This is a genomic window from Streptomyces sp. NPDC050528, from assembly GCF_044457795.1.
Taxonomy (GTDB): Bacteria; Actinomycetota; Actinomycetes; order Streptomycetales; family Streptomycetaceae; genus Streptomyces.
Genome location: NZ_JBITHH010000002.1, coordinates 878,855 through 899,364 on the forward strand (window position 1 = coordinate 878,855; position 20,510 = coordinate 899,364).

At 70.8% G+C, this 20,510-nt stretch carries 18 protein-coding genes; 12 read left to right on the forward strand and 6 right to left on the reverse strand.

All coding sequences use genetic code 11. From position 1 onward, the window contains the following. Positions 1–18: 18 nt before the first annotated feature. Positions 19–849, forward strand: coding sequence for a serine hydrolase domain-containing protein (locus ACIBK4_RS11305; protein WP_398994330.1), 831 nt, complete (start codon positions 19–21; stop codon positions 847–849). 25 nt (positions 850–874) lie between these two features. Here ACIBK4_RS11305 and ACIBK4_RS11310 read toward each other — a convergent pair whose 3' ends face one another. Next, on the reverse strand, positions 875–1,528 hold the full coding sequence (locus tag ACIBK4_RS11310) for a pirin family protein (protein WP_398994402.1): 654 nt from the start codon (positions 1,526–1,528) through the stop codon (positions 875–877). Between the two features lie 289 nt (positions 1,529–1,817). Here ACIBK4_RS11310 and fasR point away from each other — a divergent pair, with 289 nt between their 5' ends. From fasR to ACIBK4_RS11335, 5 genes are all read left to right on the forward strand, one after another. Continuing rightward, complete coding sequence (fasR, locus tag ACIBK4_RS11315) at positions 1,818–3,023, forward strand: fatty acid biosynthesis transcriptional regulator FasR (protein WP_266855956.1); 1,206 nt, start codon at positions 1,818–1,820, stop codon at positions 3,021–3,023. 89 nt (positions 3,024–3,112) lie between these two features. Beyond that, the gene (locus ACIBK4_RS11320) at positions 3,113–4,030 is read left to right on the forward strand and encodes an ACP S-malonyltransferase (protein ID WP_398994333.1); all 918 of its coding nucleotides are present in this window, start codon (positions 3,113–3,115) and stop codon (positions 4,028–4,030) included. An 18-nt stretch (positions 4,031–4,048) separates the two neighbouring features. Next, positions 4,049–5,044 carry a ketoacyl-ACP synthase III gene (locus tag ACIBK4_RS11325; RefSeq protein ID WP_398994335.1) on the forward strand — a complete coding sequence of 332 codons (996 nt, stop codon included), beginning with the start codon at positions 4,049–4,051 and terminating at the stop codon, positions 5,042–5,044. Between the two features lie 105 nt (positions 5,045–5,149). Beyond that, positions 5,150–5,398 (forward strand): acyl carrier protein, encoded by a 249-nt coding sequence (locus ACIBK4_RS11330; RefSeq protein WP_033286874.1) that lies wholly within the window; start codon positions 5,150–5,152, stop codon positions 5,396–5,398. Between the two features lie 115 nt (positions 5,399–5,513). Further along, the gene (locus ACIBK4_RS11335) at positions 5,514–6,785 is read left to right on the forward strand and encodes a beta-ketoacyl-[acyl-carrier-protein] synthase family protein (protein ID WP_398994337.1); all 1,272 of its coding nucleotides are present in this window, start codon (positions 5,514–5,516) and stop codon (positions 6,783–6,785) included. A 137-nt stretch (positions 6,786–6,922) separates the two neighbouring features. Here ACIBK4_RS11335 and ACIBK4_RS11340 read toward each other — a convergent pair whose 3' ends face one another. Beyond that, positions 6,923–7,417, reverse strand: a complete 495-nt coding sequence (locus ACIBK4_RS11340) for a DUF3145 domain-containing protein (protein WP_352183372.1) — start codon at positions 7,415–7,417, stop codon at positions 6,923–6,925. A gap of 255 nt (positions 7,418–7,672) precedes the next feature. On the opposite strand from ACIBK4_RS11340, the gene ACIBK4_RS11345 reads away from it, so the two are divergent. Together ACIBK4_RS11345 and ACIBK4_RS11350 are read left to right on the forward strand one after the other, a co-directional pair. Continuing rightward, complete coding sequence (locus tag ACIBK4_RS11345) at positions 7,673–8,566, forward strand: SGNH/GDSL hydrolase family protein (protein WP_398994339.1); 894 nt, start codon at positions 7,673–7,675, stop codon at positions 8,564–8,566. Between the two features lie 10 nt (positions 8,567–8,576). Beyond that, on the forward strand, positions 8,577–9,557 hold the full coding sequence (locus ACIBK4_RS11350; RefSeq protein ID WP_398994341.1) for an aldose epimerase family protein: 981 nt from the start codon (positions 8,577–8,579) through the stop codon (positions 9,555–9,557). 103 nt (positions 9,558–9,660) lie between these two features. Here ACIBK4_RS11350 and ACIBK4_RS11355 read toward each other — a convergent pair whose 3' ends face one another. Continuing rightward, positions 9,661–12,105: a beta-glucosidase H gene (locus ACIBK4_RS11355; RefSeq protein ID WP_398994343.1), complete on the reverse strand. Its 2,445-nt coding sequence runs from the start codon at positions 12,103–12,105 to the stop codon at positions 9,661–9,663. A 107-nt stretch (positions 12,106–12,212) separates the two neighbouring features. Between ACIBK4_RS11355 and ACIBK4_RS11360 the strand changes: the two genes are divergently transcribed. Beyond that, positions 12,213–12,809, forward strand: coding sequence for a TetR/AcrR family transcriptional regulator (locus ACIBK4_RS11360; RefSeq protein WP_398994403.1), 597 nt, complete (start codon positions 12,213–12,215; stop codon positions 12,807–12,809). Between the two features lie 19 nt (positions 12,810–12,828). On the opposite strand, the gene ACIBK4_RS11365 is transcribed toward ACIBK4_RS11360, so the two are convergent. After that, positions 12,829–13,203: a YrdB family protein gene (locus tag ACIBK4_RS11365; protein WP_398994345.1), complete on the reverse strand. Its 375-nt coding sequence runs from the start codon at positions 13,201–13,203 to the stop codon at positions 12,829–12,831. Positions 13,204–13,484: 281 nt separating this feature from the next. Between ACIBK4_RS11365 and ACIBK4_RS11370 the strand changes: the two genes are divergently transcribed. Next, on the forward strand, positions 13,485–14,741 hold the full coding sequence (locus ACIBK4_RS11370; protein WP_398994347.1) for a pyroglutamyl peptidase: 1,257 nt from the start codon (positions 13,485–13,487) through the stop codon (positions 14,739–14,741). On the opposite strand, the gene ACIBK4_RS11375 is transcribed toward ACIBK4_RS11370, so the two are convergent. Further along, complete coding sequence (locus ACIBK4_RS11375; protein WP_398994349.1) at positions 14,736–15,533, reverse strand: EI24 domain-containing protein; 798 nt, start codon at positions 15,531–15,533, stop codon at positions 14,736–14,738. The genes ACIBK4_RS11370 and ACIBK4_RS11375 overlap by 6 nt on opposite strands. Positions 15,534–15,574: 41 nt before the next feature. Further along, positions 15,575–16,444 carry a hypothetical protein gene (locus ACIBK4_RS11380; RefSeq protein ID WP_398994351.1) on the reverse strand — a complete coding sequence of 290 codons (870 nt, stop codon included), beginning with the start codon at positions 16,442–16,444 and terminating at the stop codon, positions 15,575–15,577. 175 nt (positions 16,445–16,619) lie between these two features. On the opposite strand from ACIBK4_RS11380, the gene ACIBK4_RS11385 reads away from it, so the two are divergent. Beyond that, a complete protein-coding gene (locus ACIBK4_RS11385) occupies positions 16,620–19,214 on the forward strand; it encodes a M14 family zinc carboxypeptidase (RefSeq protein ID WP_398994353.1) in 2,595 nt (864 codons plus the stop codon). Then, entirely contained in the window at positions 19,211–20,365 is a 1,155-nt protein-coding gene (locus ACIBK4_RS11390) for a serine hydrolase domain-containing protein (RefSeq protein ID WP_398994355.1), read from the forward strand. Before ACIBK4_RS11385 ends, ACIBK4_RS11390 begins: the two co-directional genes overlap by 4 nt. Positions 20,366–20,510: the final 145 nt, after the last annotated feature.

Below are 20,510 nucleotides of genomic sequence, written 5' to 3' on the forward strand. Positions count from 1 at the left end.
CCACTTAGGCTCGACGGCATGTCCTTGCAGAGCCTCGCGCTGATCGAGAACTGGCCGGTACCGACCGCGGCGGCGGCCGTCGTACGAGCCGACGGAACCGTCCTCGGCACCCACGGCCCGACCGACCACCGCTTCCCGCTCGCCTCGGTCACCAAGCCACTCGCGGCGTACGCGGCCCTCGTCGCGTACGAGGAGGGCGCGATCGAACTGGCCGAACCGGCGGGCCCGCCCGGCGCCACGGTCCGCCATCTCCTCGCCCACACCTCGGGGCTGGCCTTCGACGAACACCGCGTGACGGCTCCGCCCGGACAGCGCCGCCTGTACTCGAACGCGGGTTTCGAGCAGCTCGGCGACCACCTCGCGAAGGCGACGGAGATCCCGTTCGCGGAGTATCTGCGCCAGGCGGTCCTGGACCCGCTGGGCATGACGTCGACGACACTGGAGGGCGCCAACTCCCCGGCGAGGGACGGCGTTTCAACGGTCGACGACCTCCTCCGCTTCGCCGCCGAGGTCCAGTCCCCCCGCCTCCTGGACCCCCGCACGGTCGCCGAGGCGATGACGGTCCAGTACCCCGGCACGAAGGGCGTCCTCCCGGGCTACGGCCACCAGAACCCCAACGACTGGGGCCTCGGCTTCGAGATCCGCGACTCCAAGTCCCCGCACTGGACGGGCAGTTCGTCCTCGTCTCGCACGTTCGGTCACTTCGGGCAGTCCGGTACGTTCCTGTGGATCGACCCGGTCGCGGGGGTGGCGTGCGTGGCGCTCACGGACCGGGCGTTCGGGGCGTGGGCGGTGGAGGCGTGGCCGGGGTTCACGGACGCGGTGTTGGCCGAACTCTCCGACCGCTGACGGGCGTTGGCCTGACTGTCCGGCGCTAGGTCATCTCCCACATCAGCAACTCGCCCCCGGTCGCCGCCGCCTGGGCCACCAGATCCCGCGCGTCCGTGATCCGAGCCGCGTCCCCGGGCCCCAACTTCTCCCCGCCCAGGCCGACTTCACCCCGCACCACGTGCACATACACATGCCCGGCGTCCGGCACGGCCGTGCGCTCACCGGGCGCCAGCCGGCGCACATGCAGCATCGCACCGGCCTCCGGCACCGCGTACGGCGTGGAGTCGGCGATGCCGTGCACGATCCCGTACGACGGTTCGCCGCCCGGCTCCAGCGGGGCGAGCCACATCTGCACGAAGGTCAGGGGCGCGTCGCTGTCGTTCCGCTCGACGTGCCGGACGCCCGCCGCGGAGCTGAGGCGCTGGACGTCACCGGGGCGGACACGGGTGAGGTGGCCGGTGGAGTCGCGGTGGCTCAACTCCCCTTCGACGACCCAGGTGATGATCTCCGTGTGGCTGTGCGGGTGTTCGTCGAACCCGGCGCCGGGGGCGAGCCGCTCCTCGTTGCAGGCGATGATCGCGCCGAACCGCAGGTTGTCCGGGTCGTAGTGCGGCCCGAAGGAAAAGGCATGCCACGACTGGATCCCGGCCTGCGGGTCACCCCCTGGGTAGCGCTCGGCGGAGCGCCGTACGTCCATCACGGGGACCACGGTAGCCCTGCGGGGCGGGGGCGGATCCCTATGGTGGTGAGGGGGGAACCCCGGAACCCCGGCCCACCCCCCAACCCACCGAGCCTGCCCATGGCCCACCTTCGAACCCAGCGAGTCGGGTGGTGGGTGGGCACAGGCCTGGGGGTCTGGGGGCGGAGCCCCCAGGTACGGCAACCGCGACCCCGGTCCACGCACCCGGCACCGTAAGCCGCCCTGCAAAAGTCCGGCGCAGCCACCCCCACCGCACACCCCCGCCCGGATAAGGCAGTCTTGTCCCGTGCCCGAACCCGAAACCAGCAGACCCGCAGGCCCACTGCCCCGTGCCCACTCGCACCCGGCGACTCTGAAGCGGCTGGAGCAGTCGTCCGGGAGTCTTGCCGCCCAGGCCATCGCGCGCATGGACGAGACGCTGCCGTGGTATCGGGCGATGCCACCGGAGAACCGTTCCTGGATCGGGCTGGTCGCGCAGGCCGGTATCGCCGCGTTCACCGAGTGGTTCCGGCATCCGGACGCGCCGCAGGCCATCTCCACCGATGTGTTCGGGACCGCTCCCCGTGAGCTGACCCGGGCCATTACCCTCCGCCAGACCGTGGAGATGGTGCGGACGACCATCGAGGTCATGGAGTCCGCCATCGACGAAGTCGCCGCCCCCGGCGACGAGTCCGTGCTCCGCGAGGCGCTCCTCGTGTACGCCCGGGAGATCGCCTTCGCCACCGCCCAGGTGTACGCGCAGGCCGCCGAGGCGCGCGGCGCGTGGGACGCCCGGCTGGAGTCCCTTGTCGTCAACGCCGTGCTGAGCGGGGAGGCTGACGAGGGGGCCGTCTCGCGAGCCGCCGCGCTTGGTTGGAACTCGCCCGAGCATGTCTGCGTCGTCCTCGGCACCGCGCCCGACGGCGACAGTGAACTGACCGTCGAGGCGATTCGGCGCGCCGCCCGGCACGCCAAGCTTCAGGTGCTCACCGGGGTCCTCGGGGACCGGCTCGTCGTCATCGCCGGCGGGAGCGACAACCCGCTCGCCGTCGCCAAGTCGCTGATCGGGCCGTATGCCGCCGGACCCGTGGTCGCCGGGCCGATCGTGCCCGATCTGCTCGCCGCCACCCGGTCCGCGCAGGCCGCCGCCGCCGGGCTCAAGGCGTGCTCCGCCTGGCAGGACGCCCCGCGCCCGGTACTGGCGGACGACCTGCTTCCGGAACGCGCGATGGCCGGTGACCCCGGCGCCCGGGACCAGTTGGTGGAGGAGATCTACAGACCGCTGGAGGAGGCCGGGTCCGCGCTCCTGGAGACGCTCAGTGTCTATCTGGAGCAGGCGAGCAGCCTCGAAGGTGCCGCGCGGATGCTGTTCGTCCATCCCAACACCGTGCGCTACCGGCTTCGACGTGTGACTGACGTCACCGGCTGGTCGCCGTCGGATGTACGCTCCGCGTTCACGCTGCGGATCGCGCTGATCCTGGGGCGTCTGGCCGATGGAGATCCCCAGAACTAGCCTTTTGTCGGGGCTCCACAAAACCCCTTCCCGTTCTTCGTCCCTGTCCCCACGGGCGGCCGTGCCCGTCCCCAAGAGAGAGTGTGAGAGTGCTCGTACTCGTCGCTCCCGGCCAGGGCGCCCAGACGCCCGGCTTCCTGACCCCCTGGCTCGACCTCCCCGGTGTCGAGGACCGTCTGCGTGCCCTCTCGGCCGCCGTCGACCTCGACCTGGTGCACTACGGCACGGACGCCGACGCGGACGAGATCCGTGACACCGCCGTCGCCCAGCCGCTGCTCGTCGCCGCCGGACTGGTCTCCGCGGCCGCCCTCGGTGCCGTGTCACCGGGTGCCGTCGCCGGTCACAGCGTCGGCGAGATCACCGCCGCCGTCCTCGCGGGCGTCCTGGACGACACGGCCGCCCTGACCCTCGTACGCAAGCGCGGTCTGGCGATGGCCGAGGCCGCCGCGATCACCCCGACCGGGATGTCCGCGCTGCTCGGCGGCGACCCGGACACCACGGTCGCGCACCTGGAGCAGCTGGGCCTGACCCCGGCGAACGTGAACGGCGCGGGCCAGATCGTGGCCGCCGGCACGCTGGAGCAGCTCGCCGCCCTGGAGGCCGACAAGCCCGAGGGCGTGCGACGGGTCGTAGCGCTGAAGGTGGCCGGCGCGTTCCACACGCGGCACATGGCGCCGGCGGTCGACACGCTCGCGAAGGCCGCGCAGGACCTGACGCCGGGCGACCCGACGATCACGTACGTCTCGAACAAGGACGGCAAGGCCGTCGCCACCGGTGCCGAGGTGCTGGAGCGGCTGGTCGGCCAGGTCGCCAACCCGGTCCGCTGGGACCTGTGCATGGAGACCTTCAAGGAGCTCGGCGTCACCGCCCTCCTGGAGGTGTGCCCCGGCGGCACCCTGACCGGCCTCGCCAAGCGCGCCCTGCCCGGCGTCAAGACGCTGGCCCTGAAGACCCCGGACGACCTCGACGCGGCCCGCGAGCTCATCGCCGAGCACGCCAACGCCTGAAGAAGGAGCCGTACGAACATGTCGAAGATCAAGCCGAGCAAGGGCGCACCGTACGCGCGCATCCTCGGTGTGGGCGGTTACCGTCCGGTCCGTGTCGTCCCGAACGAGGTGATCCTGGAGACGATCGACTCGTCCGACGAGTGGATCCGCTCCCGTTCGGGCATCGAGACGCGGCACTGGGCGAACGACGAGGAGACCGTCGCCGCGATGTCCATCGAGGCGTCCGGCAAGGCGATCGCGGACGCGGGGATCTCCGCCGAGCAGATCGGCGGCGTGATCGTGTCCACGGTCTCGCACTTCAAGCAGACCCCGGCCGTGGCGACGGAGATCGCCGACAAGCTGGGCACGAACAAGGCCGCCGCGTTCGACATCTCGGCGGGCTGCGCGGGCTTCGGCTACGGCCTGACCCTCGCCAAGGGCATGGTCGTCGAGGGCAGCGCGGAGTACGTGCTGGTCATCGGCGTGGAGCGGCTGTCCGACCTGACCGACCTGGAGGACCGCGCGACGGCCTTCCTGTTCGGTGACGGCGCGGGCGCGGTCGTCGTCGGCCCCGCGAAGGAGCCGATGATCGGTCCGACCGTGTGGGGCTCGGAGGGCGACAAGTCCGACACCATCAAGCAGACCGTGCCGTGGACCGAGTACGACTCCACGGGCAAGTTCCCTGCGATCACGCAGGAGGGCCAGGCGGTGTTCCGCTGGGCCGTGTTCGAGATGGCGAAGGTCGCCCAGCAGGCGCTGGACGCGGCCGGGATCACCCCGGACGACCTGGATGTCTTCATTCCCCACCAGGCCAACGAGCGGATCATCGACTCGATGGTGAAGACGCTGAAACTGCCGGAGCACGTCACGGTCGCGCGTGACGTACGCACCACCGGCAACACCTCGGCCGCCTCGATTCCGCTCGCTATGGAGCGGCTTCTGGCGACCGGCGAGGCCAAGAGCGGCGACACCGCGCTCGTCATCGGCTTCGGGGCGGGTCTCGTGTACGCCGCGACGGTCGTTACCCTCCCCTAGGCACTCCGTGCCGGATCATCATCGGATCCGGTACGGCAGAACTCACCCGTCGCTGCCGCGGCGGGAACGCCACACCCTCTGGATCACAAAGAAGGAGCGCCTGACATGGCCGCCACTCAGGAAGAGATCGTCGCCGGTCTCGCCGACATCGTGAACGAGATCGCCGGCATCCCGGTTGAGGACGTCCAGCTGGACAAGTCCTTCACCGACGACCTGGACGTCGACTCGCTGTCCATGGTCGAGGTCGTCGTCGCCGCCGAAGAGCGCTTCGACGTCAAGATCCCCGACGAGGACGTCAAGAACCTCAAGACGGTCGGCGACGCGACCACGTACATCCTGGAGCACCAGGCCTGAGCCACGTCTTGGGCCCGGACCACCGGGCCCGAGCACGCTCCCAGGCCCGGCTGCATGGCCCCGCCACCCGGCGGTGGCGCCGCTTAATCCTCGTACCGTTGGAGAAAGAATTCCCGTGAGCCCGACCAATCGCACCGTGGTCGTCACCGGTATCGGCGCAACCACACCGCTGGGTGGCGACGCAGCCTCTACCTGGGAAGGCATGGTCGCCGGCAAGTCCGGCGTGAAGCCCCTGGAGCAGGAGTGGGCCGCCGAGCAGGCCGTCCGTATCGCCGCGCCGGCCGCCGTGGACCCCTCGGAGGTCATCCCGCGTCCGCAGGCCCGCCGCCTGGACCGCTCGGCGCAGTTCGCGCTGATCGCGGCCAAGGAGGCCTGGGCGGACGCCGGTTTCACCGACAAGGCCGGCGAGGACGCGTCCGTCGACCCCGACCGCCTGGGCACCGTCATCGCCTCCGGCATCGGCGGTGTGACGACCCTGCTCGACCAGTACGACGTGCTGAAGGAGAAGGGCGTCCGCCGCGTCTCCCCGCACACCGTCCCCATGCTGATGCCGAACGGCCCGTCCGCCAACGTGGGTCTGCTCGTGGGCGCCCGCGCGGGCGTGCACACGCCGGTCTCCGCGTGCGCCTCCGGCGCCGAGGCCATCGGCTACGCCATCGAGATGATCCGCACCGGCCGCGCCGACGTCGTCGTCGCGGGTGGCACGGAGGCGGCCATCCACCCGCTCCCCATCGCCGCGTTCGGCAACATGATGGCAATGTCCAAGAACAACGACGACCCGCAGGGCGCCTCGCGTCCCTACGACATGGGCCGCGACGGCTTCGTCCTCGGCGAGGGCGCGGGCGTTCTCGTCCTGGAGTCCGCCGAGCACGCGGCGAAGCGCGGTGCCCGGGTGTACGCCGAGGCGGTCGGGCAGGGCATCTCCGCCGACGGCCACGACATCGTGCAGCCGGAGCCGGAGGGGCGTGGCATCTCGCAGGCCCTGCGGAACCTGATGGACAACACCGATCTGGACGCGGCGGAGATCGTGCACGTGAACGCGCACGCGACGTCTACTCCGGCGGGTGACGTGGCCGAACTCAAGGCGTTGCGCAAGGTGTTCGGTGACGACGCCGACCACATGGCTGTCTCGGCCACGAAGTCCATGACCGGGCATCTGCTGGGCGGTGCGGGGGGTGTTGAGTCGGTCGCCACCGTGCTCGCGCTGTACAACCGGATCGCTCCGCCGACCATCAACGTCGAGAACCTCGACCCTGAGGCCGAGGCCAACGCCGATGTTGTTCGCGGGGAGGCTCGGAAGCTGCCGGTCGAAGGGCGTATTGCCGCGCTGAACGACTCGTTCGGGTTTGGTGGGCACAACGTGGTGTTGGCGTTCCGGACGGTCTGAGACGTCTACTGAACGGTGTGTGGCCCGCCCCCTGGGTTTTGGGGGCGGGCCACATGTTGTTTTTTGTCTACCGGCCGGTGGGGGCTGGTCGCGCAGTTCCCCGCGCCCCTAAAAGCAGCGCCCCTGATCGGCGATTTTCAGACCACCTGGTGCAGCCAGCGCACGGGGGCGCCTTCGCCCGCGTATCTGAAGGGCTCCAGCTCGTCGTCCCAGGGCTTGCCCAAGAGCTTGGCGATTTCCGCCTCCAGGTCGGTCTCGCCCTGCTGAGATCGCGTCAGCGCCGCGCGCAGGCGGTCCTCCGGGATCAGGATGTCGCCGTGGATGCCGGTGACGGCGTGGAAGATGCCCAGGTCGGGGGTGCAGCTGTAGCGCTCGCCCTCGGCGGTGGGGCAGGGTTCGGCGGTTACCTCGAAGCGGAGGAGGTGCCAGCCGCGGAGCGCCGAGGCGAGTTTGGAGGCCGTGCCCACCTCCGCCTGCCAGGAGAACTCGGAGCGCCAGGTTCCGGGGGCAGCGGGCTGTCGGATCCAGTCGAGGCTGACGCGGGTGCCCAGCACCCCGGCGACGGCCCACTCGACGTGCGGGCACAGCGCGCGCGGCGCGGAGTGCACGTACAGAACTCCACGTGTCGTCACCGGGACCTCCGGACAGAGCGGGGCATCTTGCTGGCTGGCGAACGGCGGCGGCAGGGCAGCCACGTTGAGGGCGAGGCTACCGTGCGGCGGCGCGAGGAGTGTGACGTACCGTCCCTCCCGGTGCCAGGAAACGCCGCCATTCACCCATGGGGACGCTTGTACGGGGGTGAGCCGTTGCATCGCACACGTGCGGGAACCCTCGCGCGTTGTTATGGGCGGGGACCGCGACACGACACCAAGGGGCTGGGCCACGGCATGCGAATCCGACGTCACCGTTCACGGGCCGTGCTCGCCGTCGTGGCGGCGGCAATCCTGGGAGCCGCCGGCTGCGACTCCGGCGGCGCACACTCCAAGAGCGGTACGGCGGCCACCAAGGCGAAGCCCGCCCCCACCCCGCTGTGGGACCGCAGCCCGTCCTCGCTCGCCGCCGTCGGCGACTCCATCACCCGCGGTTTCGACGCCTGTTCGGTCCTGTCGGACTGCCCGGAGGTCTCCTGGGCGACCGGCAGCTCGGCCTCGGTCGACAGTCTCGCCGTACGGCTGCTGGGGAAGACGGGCGCGGCCGGGCGCAGTTGGAACTACGCGGAGACCGGCGCGCGGATGGCCGATCTGCCCGCGCAGATCGCTCAGGCGGCCGTGCGCAAGCCGGAGTTGGTCACCGTGATGGTGGGGGCGAACGACGCCTGCGCGGCCTCGACCTCGGCCATGACCTCCGTCGCGGACTTCCGCGCCGACTTCGAGACCTCGCTGAAGTCGCTGCGCCGGTCACTGCCCAAGACGCAGGTCTACGTCGCGAGCGTGCCGAATCTCAAGCGGCTCTGGTCGCAGGGGCGGACGAACCCGCTGGGCAAGCAGATCTGGAAGCTGGGCATCTGCCCCTCGATGCTGGCCGACGCGGACGCCCTGGACTCGGCGGCGACCGAGCGGCGCGACACCGTTCAGGACCGGGTGGAGGCGTACAACAAGGTGCTTGAGCAGGTGTGCGCGACGGACAAGCGGTGCCGTTTCGACGGGGGCGCGGTCTACGACTACCGGTTCGGGACGGACCAGTTGAGCCACTGGGACTGGTTCCACCCGAGTACGGACGGCCAGGCGCAGCTCGCCGCGATCGCCTACCGGCACATCACCGCACGCACACCCGTGACCTAGGGTTTCCCTCATGAGCGAACTTTTCGGCACCCTTCCCGACGGCACGCCGGTGCACCGCTGGACCCTGGAGCGCGCCGGCGTCCGGGTGCGGGTGCTGTCGTACGGCGGGATCGTGCAGTCGGTGGAGGTGCCGGACCGGGACGGGCACGCGGCGGACGTGGTGCTCGGGTTCGCGGATCTGGACGGCTGTCTCACCCATCCCGAGCCGTATCTCGGGGCGTTGGTGGGGCGGTACGCGAACCGGATCGCGGGCGGCCGTTTCCCGCTGGAGGGCGTCACGTACTCGCTGGCGCAGAACAACGCGCCCAACTCCCTGCACGGCGGCGAGCACGGCTTCGACAAGCGCGTGTGGGACGTCGAGCCCGTCGAGCACGGGGTGCGGCTCAGCCGGGTCAGCGCGCACGGCGAGGAGGGCTTCCCGGGGCGCCTCGACGTCACGGCGACGTACACGCTGGACGCGTCGGGCGCGCTGCGCTTCGTCTACGAGGCGACGACGGACGCGCCGACCGTCGTGAACCTCACGAACCACAGCTACTTCGACCTGAGCGGCGCGGGCAGTGCGGGCGGCGCGGGTGGTCATGAACTCCGGCTCGCCGCCTCGCGGTTCACGCCTGTCGACGGCGATCTGATCCCGACCGGCGCGCTCGACGACGTCACGGGCACGCGCTTCGACTTCCGTGAGGCGCGGAAGGTCGGCTCCGGCTACGACCACAACTTCGTGCTCGACAAGGGCCTCACCCCGGCCCCGGTCGAGATCGCCGAGCTGCGCGACCCGGCGTCCGGGCGGGTGTTGACGGTGGCGACGACCGAGCCCGGCATCCAGCTCTACACCGGCGACTACTTGGCCGACCCGTACGCCCCGGGTGCCGGAATCGCCCTGGAGACCCAGCACTTCCCGGACTCCCCCAACCGCCCCGAGTTCCCGAGCACGGAGTTGCGCCCGGGCGACACCTACCGCTCGGAGACGGTGTACGGCTTCTCGGCCCGCTGACCGACCATGCCCGTGCCGGGGTTGTCCGGTCCGGGCAGGAATGAGCCCCGGTCCAGGGGTCAGGTCCCGGACCGGGGCTGTCTGTGGGGGACGGTGTCCCGGATCAGACGTTAATCGTCGTCGCGACCCTGCGGTCGGTGATCGAGCGCCCGGCCTGGATCTCGTACGAACCCTTTACAAATGCCCACGCGTTCGCCGTCTCATCCCAGATCTCGAAAGATCGGCGCGGAAGTTCGACGACGACGTCGACACTCTCGCCGGGCCCGGCCTCGACACCGGCGAATCCGGCCAGCCAGCGGGCGGGACGCTCCAGGTCGGTCTCGGCAGGGGCCAGATAGACCTGGACGACCTCACGGCCGTGCCGGGCACCGGAGTTGGTGATCCGGACGGTCACCCTCGTGCCCTCCGCCTCGATCGCGTCGTAGCTCCAGTCGGTGTACCCGAGGCCGTGCCCGAAGGGGTACGACGGGGTGCGGCCCTCCTTCTCCCAGGCGCGGTAGCCGATGAACACGCCCTCGGTGTACGGGAGTTCGCCGTTGTCCGGGACGACCTGGGTGACCGGGGCGTCGGTGAGGGAGCCCCAGGTGGTGGGGAGCCGGCCGCCGGGTTCGTGGGCGCCGGTGAGGACGTCGGCGAGGGCGGCGCCGCCCTCCTGTCCGGGGAACCAGCCGAGCAGGACCGCGGCGACCTCGTCGCGCCAGGGCAGTTCGACCGGGGAGCCGGAGTTGACGATCACGACGGTGTTCGGGTTGACGGCGGCGACGGCGTGCACCAAGTCGTCCTGGCGGCCGGGGAGTTGGAGGTCCGTCCGGTCGTAGCCCTCGGACTCGACGCGCTCGGTGGTGGCGACCACGACGACGACGGTGTCGGCGGTGCGGGCCGACTCGACGGCCTCGGCGATGAGTTCGTCGGGGTCGCGCCGCGGTTCCTGGTGGACGAGGGTGAAGCCGATGACCTTGAGGTCGCGGTTCTCGGCGAAGCTCACGACGTAGGTCAGGGACACCTCGACCGGGGTGCCGGCGGTGAGGTCGACGCGGGCGCGGGGTTCGGGGGCGCCGAAGAAGGAGCTGAACGGGTCGTCCTTGAGCGGGCGTTGGACGTCGTCGTAGTACGTCGTGCCGTCGACGGTGAGGGTGAAGGCGCCGAGTCCCTTGATGCCGAAGGTGTGTTCGCCGGTGTCGCGCGGGGTGAAGGTGCCGGTGAGTTCGACGGTGTGGAGGGTGTCGTGGGTGACGCCCTCGGGAAGGTCGTCGCCCATCCAGCGGAGCTGTCCGCCGGGCGCGGAGGCGGTACCGATGACGGCGCCCTCGGCGTCCCGGCAGACCGCGCGCAGCTCGAACCCCTTGTCGGCGGCGGCGAGTTCGGTGTTCGGGTCGGCGCCGACTGCGTAGGTGAGGGCGCCTTCGGGGAGGGCGGCGGTGAGGCCGTCGAGCGGGGAGACGACGTGGGGCGGGAAGACGATGGCGGAGCCGCCGCCGAGGACGCGGGCGTCGCGGGCGGCGGCGCCGATGAGCGCGACGGTGTGGCCGGTCTTCAGCGGCAGGGCGTCGTTCTCGTTCCGCACGAGGACGAAGGAGCGGCGGGCGATCTCGCGGGCGAGGGCCTCCCCGTCGACGGGGGACGGGAGTTGGGCTTCCGCCACGACGGGCTCGGCGCCGTCCAGGATGCCGACGCGGGCGGCGAGGCGCAGCACGTTCCGTACGGCGGTGTCGACGGTGGTCTCCTCGACCTCGCCGTCGCGCACGGCCCGGGCGAGGGCCTCGCCGTAGACGGTCTTCGGGCCGGGCATCGCGGCGTCGAGGCCGCCCTCGATGGCGCCGACGGTGGAGCGGGCGGCGGTCCAGTCGGAGACGTTGAAGCCGTCGAAGTCCCATTCGCCGCGCAGGATCTCGTTCACGAGGTACCGGTGCTCGGTCATCGTCGTGCCGTTGACCGAGTTGTACGCGGTCATGATGCCCCAGGGGTGGGCGTTCTCGACGATGAGCTCGAAGGGGGCCAAGTACAGCTCGCGCAGGGTGCGTTGGGAGATCAGGTTGTTCACGGTGAAGCGGTCGGTCTCGGCGTCGTTGGCGACGAAGTGCTTGACGGTGGTGCCGACGCCGCCGGACTGGACGCCCTCGACATACCCGACGCCGATGCGTCCGGTGAGGTACGGGTCCTCGCTGTACGCCTCGAAGTGCCGTCCGCCGAGGGGTGATCGGTGGAGGTTGACGGTAGGGGCGAGGAGGACGTGCACGCCCTTGCGGCGGGCCTCCTGGGCCAGCAACACGCCTGCGCGGCGGGCGAGTTCGGGGTCCCAGGTGGCGGCGAGGGCGGTGGGGGACGGCAACGCGACAGAGGGGTCGTCGGCGGTCCAGCGCACACCCCGGACGCCGATCGGACCGTCGGACATGACAAGCGACGCGAGACCGATCTCCGGGAGCGCGGGCAGCGACCACATGTCCTGCCCGGCGAGCAGCCGCGCCTTGGCGTCCAGGTCGAGCTTGCGGAGAGCCGCCTCCGCGGCTGCTTCACGGGCCTCGTCGGCCGGGGTGCGGGTTCCCGCCATCGCTGTGCCTCCTCGTTGAGTCCGTACGGTGCGGTGCCTCCATCGTGCATCGGTTCCCTGTAGAGCGGTAGGTTTCGTAACCTTGCTGTTATGTGAACGCTCGCCAGGTGTCGTACGGTGACGCCATGAACGCCACGAACTCCAGGACCCGGCGCGAGGAACGACGCGCCGAGATCGTGCGGGCGGCGCTGGAGGTGATCGCCGAGCGCGGCTACCGGGGCACGAGCCTGGCGGCGGTGGCGGAACGGGTCGGCCTGACCCAGCAGGGCCTGCTGCACTACTTCCCGACGAAGGACGCGCTGCTCGTCGCCGTTCTGGAGGAGCGGGACCAGTGGGACGCGATGCCGGACAGCCGCTGGCGGATCGACCTGCTGGCCTCACTGGTCGAGTACAACGCGATGCGGCCCGGCATCATTCAGACCTTCTCCGCACTGCTCGGCGAGAGCGTCACGGAGGGACATCCGGCGCGGGGCTACTTCACCGAGCGGTACGTCCGGGTGCGGGCGAACATGGCGGGGGTGCTGCGGGCCGAGTACGGCGACCGCTTGCCGAACGGCCTGACACCGGAGCGGGCGGCTCCGCTGCTCGTCGCGGTGATGGACGGTTTGCAGTACCAGTGGCTGCTGGATCCGGAGTCGGTGGACATGCCGGGGGCGTTCAGGGACTTCCTGGCGCTGCTGGGTGAGGGCGAGAGGACGGGCTGACGCCCAGTCAATTCCCTTGCTACTGGCTCCAGATGACGGCGAGCGTCTTGCTCACCACGCAGACGAGGGCGAGGACGAGGGCCCAGTCGTAGGCCCCGGCGAATACGAGTGCCACCACCCCGGCCCCGAACCACACCACCTCGAACCCGACCCGGCCGGCGCCCCGCACCTTGTACTTGGCCTTCGGCGAAGCGCACAGTCCCCACAGCACGGCGAGCACGAGGGGCGCGCCGAGCCCGAGCAGCCAGGTCAGCGGCGTGGCGAGGTCCCGGGTGAACCCCCAATAGCCGACGGCGACGAGGGCGCCGAGCTCGATGGCGAAGAGGACGCCGAGGTTCGCCGCCTTCGCCGTGTCCACTGGCTTCGCCGCTCTCGCTGCCTTCGCTGCCGTCATGGGCGGCAGTATCGCCCGGAGAGGATCACTCTGTCGCGGGGGCGACGGCCACGACTTCGACCTCGACCAACGCCTCCGGCCGGATCGAGCTTGCCGATGTCGGTCGGATCTGTTCGGCGAGGAGGTACGAGCGCCGGTCCTCCCAGGGACGTGCACGCCGACTCGGGGGCCGTACAGCCGAGTTGCCGACACACCCGTGGCGTAGACCACTCCCGTCACGCGATACTGCGGCCGTCCGGCACCGCACCGCACCCCACTGCGAACGGAAGGCCTCAACCACCTTGAACGTCATACGAGTTCGGACCAGCATCCTCGGACTGGCCCTGCTGGCCGGTTTCTCCGCCCCCGGTACCGGGGCGGCGGCGGCCGACACCACCCTGTCCCCGACCGTCGAGGAGCAGCGGCTCGACAAGGAAGTCCCGCAGGAGATCCTTGAGCACTCCGGATTCGACACCGTGGCCCCGGAGTTCACCCGCGCCCTCGAAGCCGCGCACAGCTACGCGCAGGCCCGCCGCATCGTCGTACGCGAGGGAACCGCTCTGTGGCAGCGGGCCGTTGACCGGGCTCAGGGGCGGGGGCCCGCCGGTGGGGATCTGAGTCGGGACGACGATCGGCCGTTGTACTGGGCGCGGTTGGGGATGACTCGGGAAGTGCGGGAGTGGGAGCCCGAGTTCCGGATGACTGAGGGGCAACGGACTGCCCTGCTCGGCCAGTTGGAGGTGGCCTCGCGAGGGCAGAGCAGTATCGGTTATCCGCATGAGAAGGGGATCAAGCGGATACTCGTGACCGGGTTCGACCCGTTCACGCTCGACGCGGACATACGGATCTCCAATCCGTCCGGGGCCACCGCGCTCGCCCTGGACGGCACGGTGATCCAGACGGCGGACGGGCCGGCGCGGATCGAGACGGCCATGTTCCCGGTGCGGTGGGCCGACTTCGCGGACGGGACCGTGGAGCGGGCGTTGCGGCCGTATCTGCCGAAGGTCGATCTGTTCACCACCGTGAGCCAAGGGCGCGTGGGCCGTTTCGACGTCGAGCGGACCAACGGGGCCTGGCGGGGCGGGTATCCGGACAACGACAACGTGTCGAAGACGGAGACCGTGCCCGTCGCCGATCCGGGGTCACAGCCGCAGTGGACGTCAACGACCCTGCCGTACAAGGCGATTGTGGCCGCCGACACCGGACGGTTCCCCGTGTACGACCACACCGAGGTGACGGAGATCCCGGCGGGCGGCACGGTTCCCGTCGTACGGCCGGACGGGCCCACCGCGGGGTCCACGGCCCGTTCCGGAGGCGGCGGGAACTACCTCTCCAACGAGATCGCCTACCGCGCCACGCTGCTGCGGGACCGGCTCGGGCTGCACGACTCGCTGCCGGGTGGGCACATCCACACGCCGGTGCTGCAGTTCGGGGCGGGGAACACGGACCCGGCGACGGGGACGATCACCGATCCGGAGTTCGTGCGGAACCGGGTGGACATCATCGCGCAGGTCAGGGCGATGGTGACGGTAGCTATGGACGCGGAAGCCGGTTCATAGGGTCGTAGAAGACGACTCGCCCTCGTCCTCCGTGTCGTCCCCCTCGGTCTCCTCCCCCAACAGCTCCCGCGCCATCATCGTCGCCCCCGCCACCGCCCCCGGCATCAGGAACACCGCGACGAACGGGACCAGGAAGGAGAGGCCGAGGGGGGTGCCGAAGCCCCAGATGAGGGTCTTGCGGGAGCGGAGGAGGGTGAGGCGGGCGCGGAGGTCGATGCCCCGGCGTTGGAGGGCGACCGCCGTCAGCTCCTCGGTGAGGAAGAAGCCCGTGACGAAGAAGCCGATGACGGGGATGGCCGTCTGGCCGATGAACGGGACGAAGCCCAGGGCGAAGAGGAGGACGCCCCACAGCAGCGCGCGGACCAGGACGCGGAGGCTGTCGCGGGCGGAGATCCAGAGTTCGCGCCAGAGCGGAAGGCCTGATTCCGGGGCTGTGCCGTCCGGGGAGATGTCCTCGTCGACCTTCTCGGAGATCGTCTCGTAGAAGGGCTGGCCTATGAGCAGTGTGACGGCCGTGAAGGTCAACACCGAGAGCAGCAGGGCCAGTACGAACAGCACCGCCGTGAGGAAGCCCCGGAACAGCCCCTGCCACGGGCTCGACCAGTCGTCCGCGAAGGGCGTCGCCCAGCTGACGAAGTCCTGGCCCCACAGCGCCAGCGCGACCAGCGCCGCGATGTACAGCACCAGCGTGATCAGGCCGGGGATCAGCCCGAAACCGTACTGCCTGCCGTGCCGCGCCATCCAGCGCTGGCCCTTCAGGAGATAGCCGAACCCCGCCCCAAGATCATGCATGGGGCGAACTTTACGGTGCGCCTCACGCACGGTCGACACCGCTACGCACCCGCGTTCGACACCGCCACCACAACCCCCCGATCCGCCGCCGGCGCCACCGCCGCCGTCACCCGTACCGCCGTCGCCCGGGCCACCCGTCCCGCGCGGGAGGTCGCCGAGAGAAGGGCCGGCTGGAGGCGTTCCAGGGCGGAGACGAGGAGTTCCTCGCCCGCGACCAGGACCGGGCCCGCCACCTTCGTGGTCGCCGCCGCCGCTTCCGTGAGGTCGGCGAGTGGGGGCAGGGCGGCCCGGACCACGTTCACGCCCGCGGTCGCCGCCCGCTGTGCGAGGGCCACCTGGAACGGCAGCAGCGGAGCCAGCGCCGCCGTCAACGCCTCGGCCACGCGCCGGAGTTCGGGGGACGAGTCGGCCAGGGTGTCGGCCAGCGCACGGATCAGCGGAGTGAAGGCGAGCAGCACCCCGGCGGCCACGCCCGCCGCCGCGGGCAACAGCGGGGAGGCCGCCTCGACCAGGTCACCCAGTGCCGCGGCGAACTCTTCGACCGCCGGTTCCACCGCGTCCAGGATCGGCAGCAGGCTGTCGCCGATCACCGTCAGCAGCGCCTGCGCCGGTGCGCTCACCGGGTGCACGGCAAGGGGCGCTCCGGTCGTGCCGAGGCGGGTCAGGGTGTCGACGATGCGGTAGAACGCCTCCTGGGCCTGCGGCGACGCGCTCGCCTCGGCCAGTTCGGCGGTGGTCTCGCGCAGCACCCGTAGCGCCTCCGCGCCCGAACCGTCCCGTGGATCAAGGGTGTTGATCGCGATCCTGGTGATGTTCCCGGCCGTGTCCAGGAGTTGGCCGGTGATGTCGGTGGTGCTGCGGGCCATGCGCAGCACCTCGTCCCTGCTGGGGAGCGAAGGAATCGTTGCCATGGGAACTCCTCGCCGTGCGCACCCGCTGCTCGGTACCTGTGCTCAGCATGCCCCTTCCCCGGCCCCCCGAATGCGCCATCCGGGGCATCGACGACACCAACAACTTCCTGTTCACCGTTGAGTCGAACAGGTGCGGCTCGCCGTACCGATCTCTGGAACCAAAGAGGAGGTACGCGTGCGCACCATTGCCCGAGCCGTCCCCCCGAGACCCGTTCTGCTCACTGCCGTCGCCCTGACCACCGCCGCCGGTTCGCTCCTGCTCCAGCCCCGCCCGGCCGATGCCACGCCCCGCCCCGTCCCCCGCCGGGGTTCCGCGCCCGACCCCACCATTCGCGAGGGCTCCGGCCCCGACCGCCGCGCCGGCCTGGCCCCCGCCACCGCCGCCCGCCGCGCCCTCACCGCCGCCGTCCCGCGCACCGACCCCCGCCTCGGCTACCCCCGCCGCCACCTCCTCTCCCCCGACCCGACGAACCCCGGCGACAAGTCACTGAAGCTCGGCCTGACCCCGTACCACGCCCTGGCCCCGCGCCTGAACTCCCTCCAACAGCTGGGCGATCGGGTGAGTGTCGAGGTCGCGGGTGTCTCGGCCGGCGGCCACCGGCTCTACCTCGTCACGGTCACCGCCCCGGAGACCACCACCCAGGCCACCGCCCAGGAACGGATGCGCGAGCTCATCGAGAACGCGCCCGCCACCGCCGCCAAGTCCCCGGAGATCAAGGCCGGTTACAAGACCCCGGTCCTCTTCGACAACAACATCCACGGCGACGAACGCGAGGGCACGGACGCCTCCCTCGACCTCATCCAGCAGCTGGCCACCGCCAACGACACCAACACAAAAGACCTGTTGGCGCACAGCCGCCTCTACTTCAACATCACCGCGAACCCCGACGGCCGTATCGCCGGCACCCGCGCGAACGCCAACGGCTTCGATCTGAACCGGGACTTGATCACCGCGTCACAGCCGGAGTCCCGAACGATCCGCGCGCTCACGATCGACAAACAGCCCGCCGTCCTGCTCGACCTGCACGGTTACGTCAACGGCACCCTCATCGAGCCGACCACTCCCCCGCACGGCGAGAACTACGAGTACGACCTCTTCCTCAAGAACACCTACGCCAACGCCCTGGGCATGGAGACCGCCGTCAACGCCCTCGGCCACACACCGGCCGCAGACGGAGTCTCCCCCGCCCAAATCCCCTTCCGCGACCAGACGGAGGGCTGGGACGACTGGCCCCCGGTCTTCACCCCGCAGTACGCCGCCTTCCAGGGCGCGGTAGCCGCTCACACGATCGAGCTCCCCCTCCAGGTCAACAACTCGGCCTACGACACCCTCCCCACAGCCGAGTTGCACCGGCGCACCGCGATCAACGTGGCCGTCGCGGGCGCGGCCATGCGCGCCACCCTCAACTTCGCCCGCTCCCACCGCAGTTCACTCATCGCCGACCAGATCGAACTGTTCCGGCGCGGAGCCGAGGGCGCCGAACAAGTACCCGTGTCCACACTGACGGCCCCCGGGGTCCCGGGCATCGGCCCCGAGGACGTCTACACGACCGCCTTCCCCCGCGCCTACACCATCGCGCCCGACACCGCGGGCGCCCGCCTGGTCGCCCACCTCCTCGCCAACGACATCCGCGTGCTACGCGCGGCGACCGGCCCGTACGTCGTCGACATGCACCAGCCCAAACGCGGCCTGGCGAACGCCCTGTTGGCCGACGGCCGTGACATCAGCGACAAGGTGACGGCGATGTACGACATCTCGGCCTGGAGCCTGGGCCGCCTGTGGGGCGCCAAGGCCGAGCCCGTCCCCGCCCTCCCCACCACACCCCTCACGACCATCGCCGCCCCCTCCCCCGTCGCCCACGTCGCCCCGCACGGCGACCTCCGCCTGCCCCTCACCGACCCGGCAGAGTTCGCGGCCCTCAACTCCCTTCTACGACAGGGGATTCCGGTACGACGGACGGCGGACGGCGGCGCGGTGCTGCCAGAGCCGGTAACGGATTCGGCCCGGGCGAAGGTGACCGAGGCCGCGACGGCCTACGACGTGACATTCGAGGCCACAACCCTCCCCGGTGTCACGGCACTCCGCCCCGTCCGCGTCGCAGCCGCCGTCACGGCAGGCGAGTTGTTCGCACTGCGGGAGATGAACTTCGACGTCACGCCCGTGTCAACGGACATCCTGAACGCGGGATTCGACTGGTCGAAGGCCGACGTGCTGTTCGTGTCAACGGAGTTGGAGTACGGCGACCTGACCCCGACCGCCCGCACGGCCCTCCGCACCTTCCTCTCCTCCGGCCACGGACTCGTGGGCCGGGGCATCACCGGCGCCGCGCTCGCCGCCACGACCGGACTGCTGACGGCAACGCCCGTCTCTGGCACCGAGGAGGCCAACGGCGTCGTACGGGTGGTGAATTCGGGCCCGATCACAACAGGCGCCCCGCCCCACGCCTTCGTCTACGCACCGGTGTGGTTCACCGAACTCGGCCCCGAAATCCACGTCGAGCAGTCGTACGCGACCGGAAATCCACTCCTCGCCGGGCACTGGCGGACGAGGGCGGCCGACGGCTCCGGTGGCCCCGCGGACGCGGCGGGGCGCCCCTCGGTGATCAGCGGCCGACACGCCGTCCTGTTCGGTACGGAGCCGCTCTTCCGGGATCATCCCAAGGGGGAACTCCCGCAGGTCGGGCGGGCGTTGTTCACCATGGCACACACGATCGACGGCACACGAGCGATGGCACACGCGAGCAGCGGATCAGTGGAGGAGAGCAGATGACCCAGGAGATCCACGGCACCGTAGCCGACGGTTTCGAGACGGTGCGGGAGGAGTTCGCAGCCTTCGTGGCGACGGAACGCGCCGATTATGAGGGCCAGTTGTGTGCATACGTACACGGTCGGCGGGTCGTCGACCTGTGGGCGGGACCGCCTGGTACCGACGGCGACTCCCTCTATGGCGTGTTCTCGTCCACGAAGGGCGCCGCGCACCTCGTGGTGGCGCTGCTCGTGCAGGACGGCACGCTGGAGCTGGACCGCAAAGTGACGTACTACTGGCCGGAGTTCGCCTCCGAGGGCAAGGGCGTGCTGACGCTGCGCGAGCTGCTCGCGCACCGGGCGGGGCTGGTCGGCACGGACACCGGGTTCACGCTCGACGAACTGGCCGACGACCGGGCGGTGGCCGAACGCCTCGCCGACCAGCGCCCGTTCTGGCGCCCGGGCACGGCCTTCGGCTATCACGCCCTGGTGATCGGCGCGTTGACCGGCGAGATCGTACGGCGGGCCACGGGCCGTTCGCTCCAGGAGGTGCACGAGGAGAGAGTGCGCGCACCGTACGGGCTGGACTTCTTCCTCGGCCTGCCGGCGGCACACGAGCCCCGATTCCGCACCGTCCAGCCCCAGTTGCTGACCCCCGAGCAAGAGGCCGCCCGCGCAGCGCAACCACCCAGCCCGCACAGTCTCGGCGCGATCGCCTTCAACGAGCACGCGGCGCAGCCGACCGTCCTGGAGTCACTGCCGAACGAGCGGGTGATCCGGGCGAAGGGTCCGGCGTCGGTCGGCGGAGTGGCGTCGGCGCGCGGGCTCGCCGGGCTGTACGCGGCGGCGATCAGTGAAGTCGACGACAGGGCCCCGCTGTTGAAGCCGGACACGGCGGCCGAGTTCGGCCAGCTGCACTCCGTCGGCTACGACGTGGTGACCGGCACGCACCGGTCGTACGGCATCGGTTTCCAGGCGACCGCGGACGCCTGGTACCCGTTCCTCGGCGCCGGCACCATCGGCCACAGCGGCGCGGCCGGCTGCCAGGCCTTCGCCGACCCCCGCAGCGGCCTGGCCTACGGCTACACCAGGCGCCGCTTCGCCTTCCCGGGCGGCGCGGCCCCGGAGAACGAGGGCCTGGTCCAAGCCGTCCACAAAGCAACACTGGCCAGCTGAACAAACGGCGTGGGCCCTCGCCAACGGCAAGGGCCCACCAAGTCCCACTGTCCCCACGCGGACGGCCGAGAGGGAGCCGTAGGGGCGCGCCGGTGTCGAGAGCCCCAGCGCGCGGAGGCGCGCAGCGCCGAGCACGGTGGGGCTC

What these genes read in the sequence shown, in the direction of transcription:
- ACIBK4_RS11325 (WP_398994335.1), top strand. Translation starts at nt 4,049, where the DNA reads ATGTCGAAGATCAAGCCGAGCAAGGGCGCACCGTACGCGCGCATCCTC.
- ACIBK4_RS11390 (WP_398994355.1), top strand. Translation starts at nt 19,211, where the DNA reads ATGACCCAGGAGATCCACGGCACCGTAGCCGACGGTTTCGAGACGGTG.
- ACIBK4_RS11305 (WP_398994330.1), top strand. Translation starts at nt 19, where the DNA reads ATGTCCTTGCAGAGCCTCGCGCTGATCGAGAACTGGCCGGTACCGACC.
- ACIBK4_RS11345 (WP_398994339.1), top strand. Translation starts at nt 7,673, where the DNA reads ATGCGAATCCGACGTCACCGTTCACGGGCCGTGCTCGCCGTCGTGGCG.
- ACIBK4_RS11355 (WP_398994343.1), bottom strand. Translation starts at nt 12,105, where the DNA reads ATGGCGGGAACCCGCACCCCGGCCGACGAGGCCCGTGAAGCAGCCGCG.
- ACIBK4_RS11380 (WP_398994351.1), bottom strand. Translation starts at nt 16,444, where the DNA reads ATGGCAACGATTCCTTCGCTCCCCAGCAGGGACGAGGTGCTGCGCATG.
- ACIBK4_RS11365 (WP_398994345.1), bottom strand. Translation starts at nt 13,203, where the DNA reads ATGACGGCAGCGAAGGCAGCGAGAGCGGCGAAGCCAGTGGACACGGCG.
- ACIBK4_RS11330 (WP_033286874.1), top strand. Translation starts at nt 5,150, where the DNA reads ATGGCCGCCACTCAGGAAGAGATCGTCGCCGGTCTCGCCGACATCGTG.
- ACIBK4_RS11375 (WP_398994349.1), bottom strand. Translation starts at nt 15,533, where the DNA reads ATGCATGATCTTGGGGCGGGGTTCGGCTATCTCCTGAAGGGCCAGCGC.
- ACIBK4_RS11350 (WP_398994341.1), top strand. Translation starts at nt 8,577, where the DNA reads ATGAGCGAACTTTTCGGCACCCTTCCCGACGGCACGCCGGTGCACCGC.
- ACIBK4_RS11310 (WP_398994402.1), bottom strand. Translation starts at nt 1,528, where the DNA reads ATGGACGTACGGCGCTCCGCCGAGCGCTACCCAGGGGGTGACCCGCAG.